General features: G+C 63.5%; 14 protein-coding genes. 8 read left to right on the forward strand and 6 right to left on the reverse strand.

Features of this window, described 5'->3' with window-relative positions; translation table 11 throughout:
- The 3 genes from ASE71_RS22915 to ASE71_RS22925 all read left to right on the forward strand — a co-directional run.
- The coding region (locus tag ASE71_RS22915; RefSeq protein ID WP_244497380.1) for an OmpA family protein at nt 1–1,684 on the forward strand (1,684 nt) is incomplete at its 5' end.
- A gap of 168 nt (nt 1,685–1,852) precedes the next feature.
- Nucleotides 1,853–2,596, forward strand: a complete 744-nt coding sequence (locus tag ASE71_RS22920; protein ID WP_060520675.1) for a polysaccharide deacetylase family protein — start codon at nt 1,853–1,855, stop codon at nt 2,594–2,596.
- 222 nt (nt 2,597–2,818) lie between these two features.
- Nucleotides 2,819–4,417 carry a tetratricopeptide repeat protein gene (locus tag ASE71_RS22925; RefSeq protein WP_060520676.1) on the forward strand — a complete coding sequence of 533 codons (1,599 nt, stop codon included), beginning with the start codon at nt 2,819–2,821 and terminating at the stop codon, nt 4,415–4,417.
- Between the two features lie 22 nt (nt 4,418–4,439).
- On the opposite strand, the gene mobB is transcribed toward ASE71_RS22925, so the two are convergent.
- From mobB to ASE71_RS22940, 3 genes are read right to left on the reverse strand one after another with little or no spacing between them, the layout of a single operon-like run.
- Nucleotides 4,440–4,961: a molybdopterin-guanine dinucleotide biosynthesis protein B gene (gene mobB, locus ASE71_RS22930; RefSeq protein WP_034795131.1), complete on the reverse strand. Its 522-nt coding sequence runs from the start codon at nt 4,959–4,961 to the stop codon at nt 4,440–4,442.
- Nucleotides 4,958–5,623, reverse strand: coding sequence for a molybdenum cofactor guanylyltransferase MobA (gene mobA, locus ASE71_RS22935; protein ID WP_060520677.1), 666 nt, complete (start codon nt 5,621–5,623; stop codon nt 4,958–4,960). Before mobA ends, mobB begins: the two co-directional genes overlap by 4 nt.
- A gap of 9 nt (nt 5,624–5,632) precedes the next feature.
- On the reverse strand, nt 5,633–6,541 hold the full coding sequence (locus tag ASE71_RS22940; RefSeq protein WP_060520678.1) for a DMT family transporter: 909 nt from the start codon (nt 6,539–6,541) through the stop codon (nt 5,633–5,635).
- Nucleotides 6,542–6,995: 454 nt separating this feature from the next.
- On the opposite strand from ASE71_RS22940, the gene ASE71_RS22945 reads away from it, so the two are divergent.
- Complete coding sequence (locus tag ASE71_RS22945) at nt 6,996–9,539, forward strand: methyl-accepting chemotaxis protein (RefSeq protein ID WP_060520679.1); 2,544 nt, start codon at nt 6,996–6,998, stop codon at nt 9,537–9,539.
- A 239-nt stretch (nt 9,540–9,778) separates the two neighbouring features.
- On the opposite strand, the gene moaA is transcribed toward ASE71_RS22945, so the two are convergent.
- A complete protein-coding gene (moaA, locus tag ASE71_RS22950) occupies nt 9,779–10,828 on the reverse strand; it encodes a GTP 3',8-cyclase MoaA (RefSeq protein ID WP_082566465.1) in 1,050 nt (349 codons plus the stop codon).
- 215 nt (nt 10,829–11,043) lie between these two features.
- Here moaA and ASE71_RS22955 point away from each other — a divergent pair, with 215 nt between their 5' ends.
- Nucleotides 11,044–11,418, forward strand: a complete 375-nt coding sequence (locus ASE71_RS22955; protein ID WP_034795121.1) for a gamma-butyrobetaine hydroxylase-like domain-containing protein — start codon at nt 11,044–11,046, stop codon at nt 11,416–11,418.
- Between the two features lie 57 nt (nt 11,419–11,475).
- Here ASE71_RS22955 and ASE71_RS22960 read toward each other — a convergent pair whose 3' ends face one another.
- Entirely contained in the window at nt 11,476–11,958 is a 483-nt protein-coding gene (locus ASE71_RS22960; protein ID WP_034795119.1) for a MarR family winged helix-turn-helix transcriptional regulator, read from the reverse strand.
- A 47-nt stretch (nt 11,959–12,005) separates the two neighbouring features.
- Between ASE71_RS22960 and ASE71_RS22965 the strand changes: the two genes are divergently transcribed.
- From ASE71_RS22965 to ASE71_RS22975, 3 genes are all read left to right on the forward strand, one after another.
- A complete protein-coding gene (locus tag ASE71_RS22965; protein ID WP_060520681.1) occupies nt 12,006–12,914 on the forward strand; it encodes an alpha/beta fold hydrolase in 909 nt (302 codons plus the stop codon).
- A 127-nt stretch (nt 12,915–13,041) separates the two neighbouring features.
- Entirely contained in the window at nt 13,042–13,650 is a 609-nt protein-coding gene (locus ASE71_RS22970) for a pyridoxamine 5'-phosphate oxidase family protein (RefSeq protein WP_034795114.1), read from the forward strand.
- 69 nt (nt 13,651–13,719) lie between these two features.
- On the forward strand, nt 13,720–14,490 hold the full coding sequence (locus ASE71_RS22975; RefSeq protein WP_060520682.1) for a M15 family metallopeptidase: 771 nt from the start codon (nt 13,720–13,722) through the stop codon (nt 14,488–14,490).
- 97 nt (nt 14,491–14,587) lie between these two features.
- Here ASE71_RS22975 and ASE71_RS22980 read toward each other — a convergent pair whose 3' ends face one another.
- Complete coding sequence (locus ASE71_RS22980) at nt 14,588–15,658, reverse strand: GGDEF domain-containing protein (RefSeq protein WP_060520683.1); 1,071 nt, start codon at nt 15,656–15,658, stop codon at nt 14,588–14,590.
- Nucleotides 15,659–15,661 lie beyond the last annotated feature (3 nt).

Genomic DNA, 15,661 nt, shown 5'->3' on the forward strand with positions numbered 1-15,661 from the left:
CGAACAGAAGGCTGCTGAAGAGCAGAAGGCCGCTGACGAACAGAAGGCTGCTGAAGAGCAGAAGGCTGCTGAAGAGCAGAAGGCTGCCGAAGAGCAGAAGGCTGCCGAAGAGCAGAAGGCTGCCGAAGAGCCGAAGGCTGCCGAAGAGCCGAAGGCCGGTGGCGAAACCGCTCCCGCCGTCGAGTCGCAGCCGCAGACTGGCGAGGGCCAGCCTGTGCCTGGCGCGGAACAACCGCAGACCGGCGAAGGCCAGCCGGTGCCTGGTGCAGAACAACCGCAGACGGGCGAGGGACAGCCGGTCCCGGGTACCGAGCAGCCGCAGACCGGCGAAGGTCAGCCCGTGCCCGGCACGGAGCAGCCAGTAACGGCCGAGCAGCCGCAGGTGCAGCAGCCGGCTCCGGAAGTGGTCGACACCCGCACCGAAGAAGAGAAGGTGAAGATCGCCGATGATCCGGCCGCGACCGACGAAACCGTCGTGCTGCCGGTCGAAAACGGTGCGGCCGTGCTCGACAGCGACAAGGACGCCGACAATGCCGGCGGCAACCAGGCGCGCGAAGAGCGCCAGAAGCTGCGTGAAGAACTGCGCGCCAAGGAAGAGGACGCCCCGCCGCCGGCCGACGATGCCGCAGCGCAGGCTGCGATCGCTGCCGAGATGCCGGCCGACCTACCGCAGAAGATCGAAGCGAACCTCAACGAAAAGGGTACGCGCGTCGATGAGGCTCCGGTCTTCGTGGTTCCGGAGACGACCAACATCGTCAACAACACTGTTATCAACAACACGGTGATCAACAACAATACGACGGTCAACAACATCACCAACAACATCACTGAGGTAAAGATCGTCGAGCAGGTCGACAACCGGGTGATCCTCGGTGTCGGCGACCAGATCTTCGTGCGTGGCGACGACCGTCCGCGCCTGCGTTACGATGCGGAAGAGACTTACTACGATCAGCTTCCGCGCGGTCGCACCCGCGAAACCATCGTGCGTCCGGGCGGCTACCGGATCGTCACCGTCTACAACCGTTACGGCGACATCCTGCAGCGCTCGCGTGTCGACCGCGACGGCAACGAATACCTGATGATCTATGCGCCCGAGCGTGACGAGGGTCCGCGTCCGGCGATCATCGACGTCGGCTACGAACTGCCGCCGATGCGCCTGCGCATCCCGGTTCGTGACTACATCGCCGACGTTTCCGACGATCCGGATCGCGACTACTACGAGTTCCTGGCCGAGCCGCCGGTCGAGCGTGTCGAGCGCGTCTACACCATGGACGAAGTCCGCCACTCCGCCCGCCTGCGCGACAAGGTGCGCCGCGTCGACCTCGACACGATCACCTTCCCGACGGGCAGCGCCGAAGTGTCGATGTCGCAGGCCAAGACCATGCGCAAGGTCGCAGCCGCGATGGAGAAGATCCTCGCCAAGGACCCGGGTGAAACCTTCTTCATCGAAGGCCACACCGATGCCGTTGGCTCGGACCGCTCAAACCTGGTGCTCTCCGACAAGCGCGCCGAATCGGTTGCCTCGCTGCTGACCGAGGTCTACGGCATTCCGCCGGAAAACCTGGCGACCCAGGGCTATGGCGAGCGCTTCCTGAAGGTTCGCACCCAGGACGCCGAACAGCAGAACCGTCGCGTCACCATTCGCCGTGTGACCCCGCTGGTTCGCCCGGTCGCACAGCGCTAACAGGGCTTCGCGCAGCGCTAACAAGGCGCGCCCAGCGCCAAAATGATTGGCGCTGGGCGGATCAAGCTTCGGGCAGGACTGCCCGGATAAGACCAGGAAACCCGCCTCGCAAAAGGCGGGTTTCCGTCGTTTGACATTCCTTCCCAGATTTTTCTTCCTCGGATTGCCATGAAAGCCTTTTCCCTCGCGCTTGTTGCCGCCACCACGCTCGCCCATTCGGCCATCGCCGCGCCCGGGCTCGTCGAGCCGGATCTGCGTCTGCCCGCCAATCCCGAGGGAAAGGGCGGAGCGCCGCGGGTGGCGCTGACGCTTGACGCCTGCAGCGGCGCCACCGACATGCGCATCCTCGGCACACTGATCGAAAACCGCATCCCCGCGACGATCTTCGTCACCGCGCGCTGGCTGAAGCGCAACGGCCTCGTCGTCGAGGTGATGAAAGCGCATCCGGATTTGTTCGAGATCGAGGACCACGGCGCCATGCACGTGCCGCCGATCGACGTGAAGATTTCCGTCTATGGCATCGCGGCAGCCGGCTCCGAGGCGGCAGTCGCCGCCGAAGTCGGTGGCGGTGCTGTCGCAATCAAGGCCCATGGCCTGCCGGCGCCGAAGTGGTTTCGCGGCGCGACGGCCAAATACACCCATTCGTCGATGAGCCAGATCCGCGCCATGGGCTATCGCATAGCCGGCTACTCGGTGAACGGTGATGGTGGCTCGCTGCTGGGTGCGGCGATGGCGGAGAAGCGCATTCGCGCCGCCAAGGACGGCGACGTCATCATCGCCCATATCAACCAACCGACCCATTCCGCCGGCGCCGGCGTTGCCCGCGGCATCCTCGACCTCAAGGCGAAGGGCTACAGCTTCGTGCGACTGAACGACATTCCGGACGAAATGACCGTCGGCGCGACGAACTGATCGCCAGCAACGGCTGATTCTGGAAAATATCCGCACGCCGAGGCCGTTGGGGTAAGCCGCAAGTGTGGGCCGTGAATGCGGCGCGCTCTCCGCGGCGGTTCATGTCTCGTCGGCCACGAGGCCGCTGCTCGACGCAAAGTAGCGGCCCGTCGAAATCCGTTTTCCGTTGCCGGTTCCTCCCCGTAGGCTTCTCTCCCTATGCGACTGGTTCTGGAGGGGTGGATGAAACGTGTCGTCTTCGGGCTCGTTATCGCACTGCTCGTGGAGGCTTCCTTGCCTACGCGTGCCTATGGCGCAGGCACGGCTCTGCCACCATTCGAGCAGGTGCTGGAGCGCGCCGAGGCCGGTGACGTTGAGGCTGAGGTCGATCTCGGCATGCGCTACCAGACTGGCGAAGGTGTTGCCCACGATGTCATGAAAGCCATCGGCTGGTACGGGAGGGCAGCAGCGAAGGGCAACGCGAAAGCCCAGTTCCTGCTCGGCTCGATCTACTTCAACGGTGCCGAAGGTGTGAAGCAGAACTATGTCGAGGCGCTTCGCTGGTTTCGGCTTTCAGCCGATCAGAAGACGCCGGCCGCCCAGTACAATATCGGCGTTCACTACGAACAGGGATTGGGTGTCGCCAAGGATGACGCGCAGGCCATCGCCTACTACCGGCTGGCGGCGGAGCAGGGTTATGCCGCGGCCCAATACAATTTCGGCTACATGCTTCAGGAGGGGCGCGGAACGACGCGCGATCCGGCCGCGGCCTTCGAATGGTATCGGAAGGCTGCGGACCAGGGGCTGGTTGCGGCCATGCACAATCTTGCCGTCGCCTATTTGCGGGGCAACGGTACGCTGAGGAATGACGCGGAGGCCTATCGCTGGGAGTCGCGCGCCGCGATCGGCGGGGAACCCCGCGCCCAGTACAATCTCGGCGTTATGTATGAGAGAGGCACCGGTGTCGAACGCAGCGTTCCTGAGGCGCTCAACTGGTATGTGCTAGCAGCCGAGCAGGGAAACATCGAAGGGCAGGTGAATGCCGGCAGGCTCTATTTCAACAGCGAGGCGGGGCGGGTCGATACCAAGGAGGGTGATCGCTGGCTGCGGCTTGCTGCGAATGCCGGAAACGGGCAGGCACAGAATCTCCTCTGCACTATCTACGCGCGCGCCTTCGGCGTCGGGCGTGACGATCGGGAGGCGGTGAAGTGGTGCCGGATGGCGGGGGACCGGGGTATGGTCTCGGCGCAGGTGGATCTGGCAATCTTCTACATGCTGGGTCGCGGTGTCGCGAAGGACGAGGCTCAGGCATTCGAGCTGTTCCTGAAGGCGGCAGAACAGGGAAACCCGCAAGCGCAGATGAATGTCGGCGCCATGTACCTGACGGGTGCCGGCGTCGATGAAAACTACGCCAAGGCGCACCGCTGGTTCCTGATGCTTGCCGATCGCGGAGATCCCAAAGGGCAATTCAACCTGGCCGTCATGTATGCGAATGGCCAAGGTATCGAGAAGAACGCGAAGGAGGCGGCGCGGCTCTACAAGCTTTCGGCTGACCAGGGTTATGCCTTGGCGCAGTTCAATCTCGCCATCGCCTATCTCAATGGCATCGGCGTGGAGATTGACGCTCCGGCTGCCGTCAGGTGGTTCCGCAAGGCGGCGGAGCAAGGAAATGCCGACGCCCAATTCTTTCTCGGTATCGCCTATGCGAGAGGCGATGGGGTGGAGCAGGATCTTTCAGCCGCGGCCGAGTGGTATGCCAAGGCGGCCGCGCAAGGGATGCAGAAGGCGCAGGAGTTGCTGGCAAAGCTGCCTGAAGAGTATCGCCGTGCCTCACAGCGTTGAGCCTGCAGCGCCTTCGCGCATTTCAGACGCCTTTACGCTGTAGCCCTGTGACCTTCTCGACGAAATCGGCAATTGCCGCCGTGTCGTCGAGCTCGAACACTGGCAGATCGGAGCCTTCTACCGGATGATCGGCAGCGATTGCGCAGATGTGGGGGTCGGTGGGCGCCAGCGGCTCGCGGTTCGCTGACTCCAGACGGCGAGCCTCGACCTTCGGGATCGGTTCGCGCTTGTAGCCTTCGATGAGGACGAGATCGCAAGGCGCGAGCCGCGCCAGGATCTCCTTGAAGCTTGGCTCCGGGGCGCCGCGCAATTCGTGCATGATGGCAAATCGCGTGCCGGAGACGATCGTCACCTCATGGGCGCCGGCCTCGCGGTGACGGTAGCTGTCGGCCCCGACCTTGTCGATATCGAAGTCGTGGTGGGCGTGCTTGACGGTGGAGACGATGTAGCCGCGCCGCGTTAGCTCGGTGACGAGCCGTACCATCAGGCCGGTCTTGCCCGAATTCTTCCAGCCGGCGATGCCGAAGATCTTCATGGCGCTCATGTTTTGTCATCCTCGAAGAAACGCAACCATTGCGCCGCGTCGGTCAGATCCTCGGGCGTGTTGACGTTGAAGAACGGATCGAATGCGCCTTCTGCCGTCGCGATAAGCGGAAAATCGACCGTTACCGAAGGGTGGCGTTCGATGAAGGCGCGGACGCGGCGCTTCGGGTCACTGGTCAGAAAGGTCTCAAGCTCGTCCGCAAGGGCGACCGGCCAGAGCCCGAACAACGGATGCATCTGCCCGTTGGATGCCGCAACGGCAATCTGCTGGTGCTCTGTCAGGCCGGCAACCATTCGGGTGACGAGATTATCCGGAAAGAACGGCGTATCGGTCGGAACAACGACGACGTGGCTTGCTGCCGGATTGGTCGCCGCGACATGGCGCATGGCTGTCAGCACGCCAGCAAGCGGGCCGAGAAAACCGGGGACTGTGTCGGCGATGACGAGCACGCCTCTGTCGATGGCGCCGGCCGGATCGACGTTGAGGTTGACGGCGACGCTCGTCACCTGAGGCCGGAGCCGGGCGACGATGCGCGTCAACATCGTCTGGCCGCCCAGCTGAAGGCCGAACTTCGGGCTGCCCATACGGCGCGACAATCCGCCGCCAAGGACGACGGCGGGCAGGGATGCGCTGATCAGGGGCGAGGGACGGCTTCCGGGCATTGTCGGCTCCTATTCCAGTGGGCCGGTCAGCGAGCGCTGGGCGACGGCTTTGCGACCGCGCAGCGTCTCGCGATAGAAGGTGTAGAGACCCGAACCGATGATGATCGCGACGCCGACCAGCATCCAGTGATCCGGCACCTCGGCAAAGAAGAAGATGCCGATCGCAATCGACCAGATCAGGCTGGTGTAGCGGAAGGGGGCGATCACCGAAATGTCGCCGGCCCGCATCGCCAGCACGATCGTCTGGTATCCGAGCATCAGCAGAACGCTTGCCGCAGCGATATGGCTGAAGGTCGTCGTCGACATCGGCTGCCAGCCGCCCATCGGCTGGATGAGCAAGGCGCCGACGAGGGTGGTGACGAGCGAAGTCGAAACGGTGATGTAGAGCGCCGGCACGTCGTGGCCGATGCGGCGGGTACAGAGGTCGCGGGTGGCGGTGACGAAGACGCACCCAACCACGGTCAGCGCCGCCGGCGTGAAGCCCTCGGGGCCCGGCCGGAGCACGATGAGCACGCCGATGAAGCCGGCGATGATCGCGGTCCAGCGGCGCCAGCCGACCGGTTCGCCGAGGAAGAGTGCGGCGCCGAGCGTGACGGCCAGCGGAAGCGCCTGCATGATTGCCGAGGCGTTGGCGAGCGGGATCTGGCCGAGGGCCGAGATATAGGTGACCGAGGCCAGCGCCTCCATGGCTATTCGCAGCAGGATCACCGGCCGCATCAGCGTTCCGATCGGCCGGAAGGCGCGAAAATGCCAGGCGGCGAGCACGACCATCAGCGTCGTCAGCAAACCGCGCACGAAGATGATCTGCCCCACATTCATTGCGCCGGTGACGGATTTGACGAGCGCGTCGTTGCACGAGAACGTGACCATCGCCAGGCACATGAAAAGAATGCCGCGGAAATTGGTGGAGGCTTGCATGCTGGCTGTCCTGCGACGCCGGGCAAGCGGCCTGCGCTGCCGGCGGATGGGGAGGCGAATCCGTGAATGGATCGCCTAATGTTTAAGCATTGGCTGCCGGGTTGTGCAAACGGGATCGCATGCCGCTCCGACTTTTCTTGTCCGACAAGTAGAAGGATTGCCTTCGAGGGAGAACCATTGCCGGAAAGACTGTCGCATGCCGGTAAAGCCGGTGTGCTCGAACATAAGCTTATTCGCGGAATCTTAAGTTTCGCTGCCTATCGTCGCCACAATTCCGCATCCATTCGCATGACGCGATCGGCGGGGTGGCGCCGCAATAAACCTTGCAGGGTGGCCATTCCAGGGACGTTTGCTTGAGGCTTGGGAGAGCTTCCGGCCGATGGCCCATCGGTGTTTCCACCAAGAAAAACCGCCGCGCGGGCCTGCTTCCCATAAGAATAATCAGGGGTGCGCAATGTCTTTCATCGATCGCTTGCTGCAACGGCTGCGTATCGTCACCAAGGTGCTGCTTTTCGTGGTTCCGCTCGTGGCGCTTATCGCCGGCATTGGTCTCATCGGCTTCTTCACTGCCCGCACGCTCAACGGCCATATGACCGTGACGCGGGAAACCATCAACAATCTCTCGGATTTCCAGGCGCTGCGCGGCGCGCTGCAGGCTTTTGCCGATGCGCCGAGCGAGGAGACGCGCACGGCACTGTCGGCCCAGATCGACGAACAGGAAAGCGGCGTGAAGACGCTCGACGGCCTGTTGACCCGTGCCGAGGACAAGGCGGAAATCGCTTCGGTGCTTACGCTTGGTCAAGCCATGCGCAGCCAGACGGACAAGCTCTGGGCGACCAAGCTCGAGCGCGACCAGGTGACGGCGTCGCTCGACAAGGCTCTTGCCGACATGACCGAACAGGGCAATGGCGCCTACAAGCAGATCGACATCATCCGCAAGGAATCGGGTGAGAAGGAAGCTTTTGCCAAGGCGTTGCTGTTCGATGCCGCCGCCTATCAGGGCCTTGCGGAGCGCATCAAGAAATTCCGCCTGCCGGTAACCATGGCCGTCAACCCCGACGCCAAGATCGACCAGGCGAACAAGCTTCTGCCGCATCTCATGAAGCAGATCGAAGAGGCGGAAAAGATCGCCTCGGAAAAGGTGCAGGCGCCGATTGCCGAACTGAAGGATCAGGCAACGAAGGTGCAGGCGACCCTTGCCGGCGGCGATGACAACGAGGCGAAGAAGAACGCGCTGGTGCCGATCCTCAGCAAGTTCTCGAAATACGAAGCGGACTTTGCCAAGGAGGCCGCAAAGAATTCCGACACGGCCGCGAAGCGCTTCGTCGGCATGGATGCCGAGATCTCGCAGCTGAAGACCCTGATCGCGCTGATGGGCGACACCTTCAAGGGCCTCGACAGCACGCGGCTGCACATCAGCGAACTGCATCGCAAGCTCGATGCCGCCGGCCGCGAGCCTGTCATGGCCGACATCCTGGCGGTTCGCGAAACCTCAGCCAAGCTCGGCGAACTCGGCGGCAAGAACGCTGCCCTTCGCGACCTTCCGGGTAAGCTCGGCCCGTCGCTCGACAACATCGACAAGGACACCGCTGCATTGATTGACGTCGGCGGCCGCTGGCAAACGGCAAAGACCGAAGCGGCGACGATGGTCGCAGCCGCCAGCACGACGCTCGAAAGCTTCGTCAGCAGCGCCCAGGAGGCCGGCAAGGTCGACAGCCAGCGTTCGGCCGACGTTTCGATCGTGGCGATGATCGCCGGCACGCTGCTCGCCATCATCGGTGGCCTGATGCTGGTCGAGACGCTGCGCGGTCCGCTGAAGCGCGTGACCGAAACGATGACGCGGCTTGCCAATGGTGACCTCGACGTTGCCATCGAAGGCCGCAACCGCGGCGACGAGATCGGCGACATGGTGCGCTCGGTTGCCGTCTTCCGCGACAATGCGGTCGAGAATGTCCGGCTTGGTCGTGAGGCCGAGGCCGCGCGCGCGCTTTCTGCAGAAGAGGAAACGCGCCGGGCTGCTGAGCGCGCCCGCATCGAGGCCGAGCAGATGCAGGCGCTGAACGCGCTCTCCGACGTACTAGCAGCACTTGCCGATGGCGATCTCGAAGAGGGCATGTCCGAGGATCTGCCCGCCGATTACGTGATCATGGCCCGCACCTACAACAATGCGGTCGAGGCGCTGCGGGCGACGCTTGCCGACGTGCGCGTTGTCACCGGCGAGATCACCGGTGGCACCGGCAATCTCGCCGCGTCGGCTGACGATCTGGCGCGCCGGACCGAGCAGCAGGCGGCAGCCCTCGAGGAAAGCTCGCGGGCGCTGCGTCAATTGACCGATATCGTCCGCGCGACGGCCGAAAGCGCCCGCAAGACGACGGTTTCGGTCGGCGAGACCAACTCCTACGCCAAGCATTCCGGCCAGGTGGTCGCCAAGGCGATCGATGCCATGGCCGAGATCAACCGCTCCTCGGAGAAGATCAGCACGATCATCGGCGTCATCGACGAGATCGCCTTCCAAACGAACCTGCTTGCGCTCAACGCCGGCGTCGAGGCGGCGCGGGCAGGCGAGGCGGGCCGCGGCTTTGCGGTGGTGGCGCAGGAGGTGCGCGAACTCGCCCAGCGCTGTGCCGGGGCTGCCCGCGAGATCAAGGGGCTGATTTCCGAAAGCTCGGCACAGGTGAGAAGTGGCGTGGCTCTCGTCCAGGAAACCGGCGACGCGCTGACAGTGATCAACAGTCACATCGGCACGATCCACGACCTCGTCAGCAACATTGAGGCTTCGGCCGCCGACCAGTACACCGGTCTCAACGAGGTGAACTCGGCGGTGCATCAGGTCGAGATGATCACCCAGCAGAACGCCGCGATGGTCGAGGAAAACACCGCCGAGATCCATGGCCTGCGCCGGCAGGTGGAAGCGCTCAACGACAAGATCGAACGCTTCCGTACCGGGACGGACGGTATCGGCGCCCGCGGACAGGGGCATCGAAGCTACGCGGCTTGAGTGTCCGGGCGGGCGGCTTGGGCACCCGCTGACCAACCCTCTCCCCGCAGGCGGGGCGAGGGAACGTGCCGGAGGGGCAAGCGCGCCCATACAGGCGCTATCCACTTACACACGGAATACGTGGGGACACGAAGATGTGCCCCACATTCCCTTCTCCCCACCTGCGCGGAGAAGGTGCCGGCAGGCGGTTGAGGGGCCGCCTGCCGGTTGTTCTTCCAAATTGGTATCCCGATGAAAGATCAGCCGCCGGTGACGCTCATGTGGCGGGCAACCGCCGGGCGGTTGTGCTCGCGGTCGATGATGAAGTCGTGGCCCTTCGGCTTGCGGCCGATCGCCTCGTCGATCACCTGGCTGAGATAGGCATCGTCTTCGGAAGCGCGCAGCGCTGTACGCAGGTCGGCCGCGTCGTTCTGGCCGAGGCACATATAGAGCGTGCCGGTGCAGGTGAGCCGGACGCGGTTGCAGCTCTCGCAGAAATTATGCGTCATCGGCGTGATCAGGCCGAGCCTTCCGCCGGTTTCCGCCACCTCGAGGTAACGGGCAGGGCCGCCGGTGCGATAGGCAATCTCCGAGAAGGTGAACTGCTCTTCCAGTTGCCGGCGCATTTCCGACAGCGGCATGTAGTGGTCGGTCCGGTCTTCTTCGATCTCGCCCATCGGCATGGTCTCGATCAAGGTCAGGTCCATGCCGCGACCATGGGCCCAGCGCATGAGATCGGGAATCTCTGCGTCGTTGAAGCCTTTCAACGCAACGGCATTGATCTTGATCTTCAGGCCGGCCGCCTGGGCTGCGCCGATGCCTTCCAGGACCTTGGAGAGATCGCCCCAGCGGGTGATCTGATGAAACTTTGCCGGGTCGAGCGTGTCGAGCGAGACGTTGATGCGCTTGACGCCGCAGTCTGCAAGCTCGGCGGCATATTTCGCAAGCTGCGAGCCGTTGGTCGTCAGCGTCAGTTCGTCGAGCCGGCCGGCCTCGATCTCGCGACCGAGTTCGCGCACCAGAAACATGATGTTCTTGCGCACCAGCGGCTCGCCGCCGGTGAGCCTGAGCTTGCGGACACCCTTCTCGATGAAGGCGGAACAGAGACGCTGCAATTCTTCGAGCGTCAGCAGATCCTTCTTCGGCAGGAAGGTCATGTGCTCGGCCATGCAATAGGTGCAGCGGAAATCGCAGCGGTCGGTAACGGACACGCGCAGATAGGTGATCGCCCGGCCGAAGGGGTCGATCATCGGGGCTGTCTTCTGCTCCAGCGGCAGAGCGCCAGATCTGTCTATCGTTGCTGTGTTCAAGCGTCTTTCTCCCAGCCCCTTCAATGTCGTCGTCGAAGATCGTCGCGTCAAGGCGCATACTGTCGCAAAGTGTTGATCGGAAGAGACGGGTAATTCTCGCGCGCCGATTTCTGCGCTAGTGCATTGTTGTCCTTCAGGCCAATGCCGCATCGGGGGACGCAGATTACGGCGAATGGCCGGCATCCGGTTTGTCGTACGCGAAAGGAAGCAGCGAAATGAGCGAAGTCTGGCCGACGGAATTGCGGGTGTCGAAGGATCGCCACCGGCTTGTGGTGACGTTCAACGACGGAGCCTCCTTCGATCTCTCGGCCGAGATGCTGCGGGTGCTTTCGCCGTCGGCCGAAGTGCAGGGCCATGGTCCCGGTCAGCGGGTGACCGTGCCCGGCAAGCGCAACGTGCAGATCATTTCGGTGCAGCCGACCGGCAACTATGCGGTGCGCATCGGCTTTGACGACTTCCACGACACCGGCATCTTCACCTGGAACTACCTGCGCGAACTCGGCGAAAAGGGTGCGGAACTGTTTGCCGGCTACGAGCAGGAGCTCGTGGAGAAGGGCATGTCACGGGACAAGGCCGAGAAGCCGCGCTGACGACGACCGTGCCCCCGCGTGTGGTTTGAGGGGCGCTACGGCCGCGTGGCGCCCACCTCAGGCCAATTCGCCTTCCTCCCGCAAGAGCAGGCCGATCAGCCGCTCCATTGAGCGGGTGACCACCAGGCAGTCATCGATCGACTCATCGTCGAGCAATCTTTCGATCAGCGCCGTGTGGATCTCCATCGCGGCCTCCGTCAGCGTGCGGCCCTCGGGCGTCAGCGATAGCCTGAGCACCCGTTTGTCCTTCTCGTCACCGCGACGCAGGATCAGGCCGCGTTTTTCCAGATGCGGCAGCAGCATGCTCATGTTGGAGCGGCCGACCAGGAGCTTGCGCGCCAGTTCCTGCTGCGAGATGCCGTCGAACCGGTAGAGATTGATCAGGATGTCGAGATGCGGGGGCTTGATATCGAGATGGGCGATCTCGCGGGTTACCGTCTGCTGCATCAATTGGCAGGCACGGGCAACCGCGATCCAGCTGCGGAAGCGAGGGTGGTCCCAGGGAAAATGATGTTCTGTGGTCACTTGATTTTTGTTCATCGTTGTACAATTATGTTCAGCATTGAACATTTTTAGAGATTCTCACTATGGCATCCTTTGCGATCAAGGTCATCCGCAACGCGCTGAAAGGCGTCGATGCGTTTTCACCCGAGGCGGCCGGGCGGCTCGCTTTCAGGCTGTTCACCCTCACGCCCGGCAGAAGGCCGAAGAATGCCAAGGAAAGGGCGGCGCTTGCGGCTGCAGCCCCGGTGATCGCCAGGGGGCAGCCGGTGACGCTCTCCTATGCCGGCGGCTGGGTGCTGGCGCGCAAGTTCGCCGCACCGCGCGAGGCCGCCAACACCAAGCGCATTCTCCTCGTGCACGGCTGGGGATCGCGCAGCGACTATCTGGCGGCGATGATCGACGGCCTGGTCAAGGGCGGCGCCGAGGTGGTGACGCTCGATTGGCCAGGGCACGGCGCTTCGCCGGGGCGCACGCTGACGATGCCGGCGGCGGTTCGAGCGATCGACGCGGCCTGGCGGCATTTCGGCAATTTCGACGTCTGTGTCGGCCATTCCTTCGGCGGCGGCAGCCTGGCCTGTGCGGCCGGCGGCATCGTCTGCGACGTGCACAGCCATATGCCGAGAAAGCTGGTGCTGATCGGCGCGCCGAGCGAGATGACCTGGCTTTTCAAAGGGTTCGGAAAAATTCTTCGCCTGTCGCCAAAGGCGCAGGCGGCTTTCGAAGGCGTGGTCGAGCGTCTGTCCGGACGGCGCCTTGATGATTTCGATGCCGCGCGGGTGATCCAGGCGCGTGCCGTGCCGACGCTCATCATCCATGCGGAAGACGACAAGGAAGTCTCCGCCGACCATGCGCGCCGTTATGCGGCGGCCGGGCCGAATGTCGAGATGCACTGGGCAAACGGTTTTGGCCACAGGCGCATTGTTTCGGCCGCACCGGTGATTGCGCGGATCAACGCCTTCATACACGCGGAAGATCAAAAAGCCGCCGCCTGACTATTTTTCGTTGACCTCGTCATCAGTCTGTCATGCTATCGGCCGAAGGGTCACTGGCCCGGGATTCGGCGCGCAGATCAGCGCCCTGATCGTTCCCCGGGGAAATCTGGCAGCATTGGAGGACGGTATGTCGATCATCGCCTCGGTCGAGGAACTCAACGCGCTCTACGGCGGCGTCAGCGAAGCATCGGTGGCCAAGGTCACCAAGACGCTGACGGCTGAATACCGGCTGATGATCGAGGCATCGCCTTTCTGCGCGCTCGCGACCGTCGGTCCGGAGGGCCTGGATTGCTCGCCGCGCGGGGACGATGATTGCGTCGTGCGGATCGCCGATGACAGGACGGTGCTGATTCCGGACTGGCGCGGCAACAACCGCGTCGATTCGCTCGCCAATATCGTGCGCGATCCGCGCGTGGCGCTGATGTTCCTGATCCCCGGCTCGAACACGACGATGCGAATCAACGGCACGGCGGTCCTCAGTGTCGATCCTGGCTTGACGGAAAGCTTCGAGGTCGACGGCAAACATCCGCGCAGCGTTATCGTCGTGACGATCGGTGAGGTCTATTTCCAATGCGCCCGCGCCGTCATGCGCGCCCAGCTCTGGAACCCAGACCGCTTCCTCGATCCGGCATCGCTGCCGACGCCTGGCACGCTTCTGAAGGCCGCCAAGGCGGATTTCGACCGTGACACCTATGACCGAGAATGGCCGGAGCGCGCCGCCAAGACCATGTGGTAGGCTGCGTCCCGGCTGATCGGCACGATTGGCCAAGCACAGAGGCTGGAGGCGAGGGTGCTGCGGCAAGCTATGACAGGTGCACTCCTGCTCGCTCTCCTAATCGGCAAGGCGTCTGCCACCGAGCCGTTGCTGTCGGAGAAGCTCAGGCTGCTGGCAGCCCGCTACCCTGTTGCCATCGAGCGCATCGAGAATAATGCCCTGGTCCTCAGGGATGGCGGACCGCCGATCATCATCGACGACGGCCGAGCGAAAAGCCATGCCGAGAAACTCGCGGCAGGAGACGTCGAGGACAGCCTGTCGCAGATCTATCCGCTCGGCGCCTGTGCGACGCCACCGGCGGTCGATTTCGACCCGGGGCGCATCCGCAGCGAAGCGCTGCTGAAACGGCTCTATGGCGGCAGCGCTGCAGCCGTCCGGCGGGATCTCGTGAGCGTGGACTGGTTCGGCGAACGGCTGCAAGTGACGAGGAAGCACGGGATGGCGGCGGCGCTGAAGGCTGTTGCTGCCGACCTTTCGCGGCAAGCCGAACTCAAGCGCTATCTCAGCCCGAGTGCCGGTACCTTCAACTGGCGGCCGATTGCCGGCGCTGCGACGCTGTCGGTCCACAGCTTCGGTGCGGCCATCGATATCAACACGCGCTTTGCCGACTATTGGCGTTGGGCGGGAAAAGCCAGGGGCGGCTATCGCAACCGCTATCCGCTGGACATCGTCCAAGCCTTCGAGAAACACGGCTTCATCTGGGGCGGCCGCTGGTATCACTTCGACACGATGCACTTCGAGTACCGGCCGGAGATCATCGCAATCGCTCGCGCCGCAGGCGCCGATTCCTGCCGCCGGTAACGCATTTGAGCGGAAAGCGGGCTCGTTGCCCATGAAACGCAAAAGGCGCCCGTGAAGGCGCCCGTTGTCGGTTTCATTTCAGGTAGGCGCTGCTGTCTCAGCGGCGGTAGATCAGCCAGTTGCGGCCGGATTCCTTGCGCATGCCGTCTTCGAAGAGAACCGTCTTGTTGCGGCCGGCGTTCTTGGCCGAGTAGAGCGCGATGTCGGCCTTGTTGTAGAGGTCGACCGGGTCTTCGGCGGCCGTCGCCATGCAAACGCCGACGGACAGCGTGATCGGGCCGTAATTGACGCCGGTCTTGGAGTTGCGGAAGGGCGTTGCGGCCAGCACGGTGCGGATGCGGTCGGCGATCTGTAGGCATTCTTCCTGGCTGCTGTCGCCGAGGATGATGGCGAACTCCTCGCCGCCGGTGCGCGCGACGAAGGCTTCGCGGCGCAGGTTGGCACGCAGTACGCCGCCGACGGTCGCAAGGATCTTGTCGCCGACCGGATGGCCGAAGGTGTCGTTGACCTTCTTGAAATGGTCGATGTCGGCAACGAGCAGGCCGGTGAAGTTTCGCAGGTGCTCGTTGTTGTAGACGGCCGCCAGATTGTCGTCGAAGGCACGGCGGTTGGCGAGCCGCGTCAGCGAGTCGGTGTTGGCGATACGCTTGTACTCGTCGAGTTCCTGCCGAATGACCTCCATCTCGAAGGACTTCTGCACAACGGTCTCGACGCGTTCCTTGCCCTGGCTCATCGTCTCGGCCGTGGCGTCGGTCAGGATGCCGATTGCGTTGCGCAGGATATCGGCGCTCGACGCGCTCTTGCTGACGATGTTGACATAGGCCTCGTCGAGAACCTTGTTGTAGTTCTCGAGCGCGTACTGCTCGTCGCGCAACAGGGTGACGAGTTCGGCAAGCTTGGCCGCGAGCGTGGTGTGGGCGCGCTCGATGCCGTTGGAGCGATGGATGTGGCTGAAATACTGCGCGCCGATTGCATCCAGTTCTTCCTGGGTCGCGCGGCTGCCGAGCGCTGCCAGCTCCTTCGACAATTGCGGGTTGGAGCCGAGATAGGCTTCGTAATAGAGCTCGTAGTTGCGGGGGATGGGCGCCACGCCCATCATGCGCATCGCATGGGTTACCTGCGCTGCGATATCGGGCGTCTGAGCCTTGCCCGAGCTTGCCGTTTGCATCTG

It is taken from the genome of Ensifer sp. Root954, assembly GCF_001429005.1.
In the GTDB taxonomy this organism is placed as follows: domain Bacteria; phylum Pseudomonadota; class Alphaproteobacteria; order Rhizobiales; family Rhizobiaceae; genus Ensifer; species Ensifer adhaerens.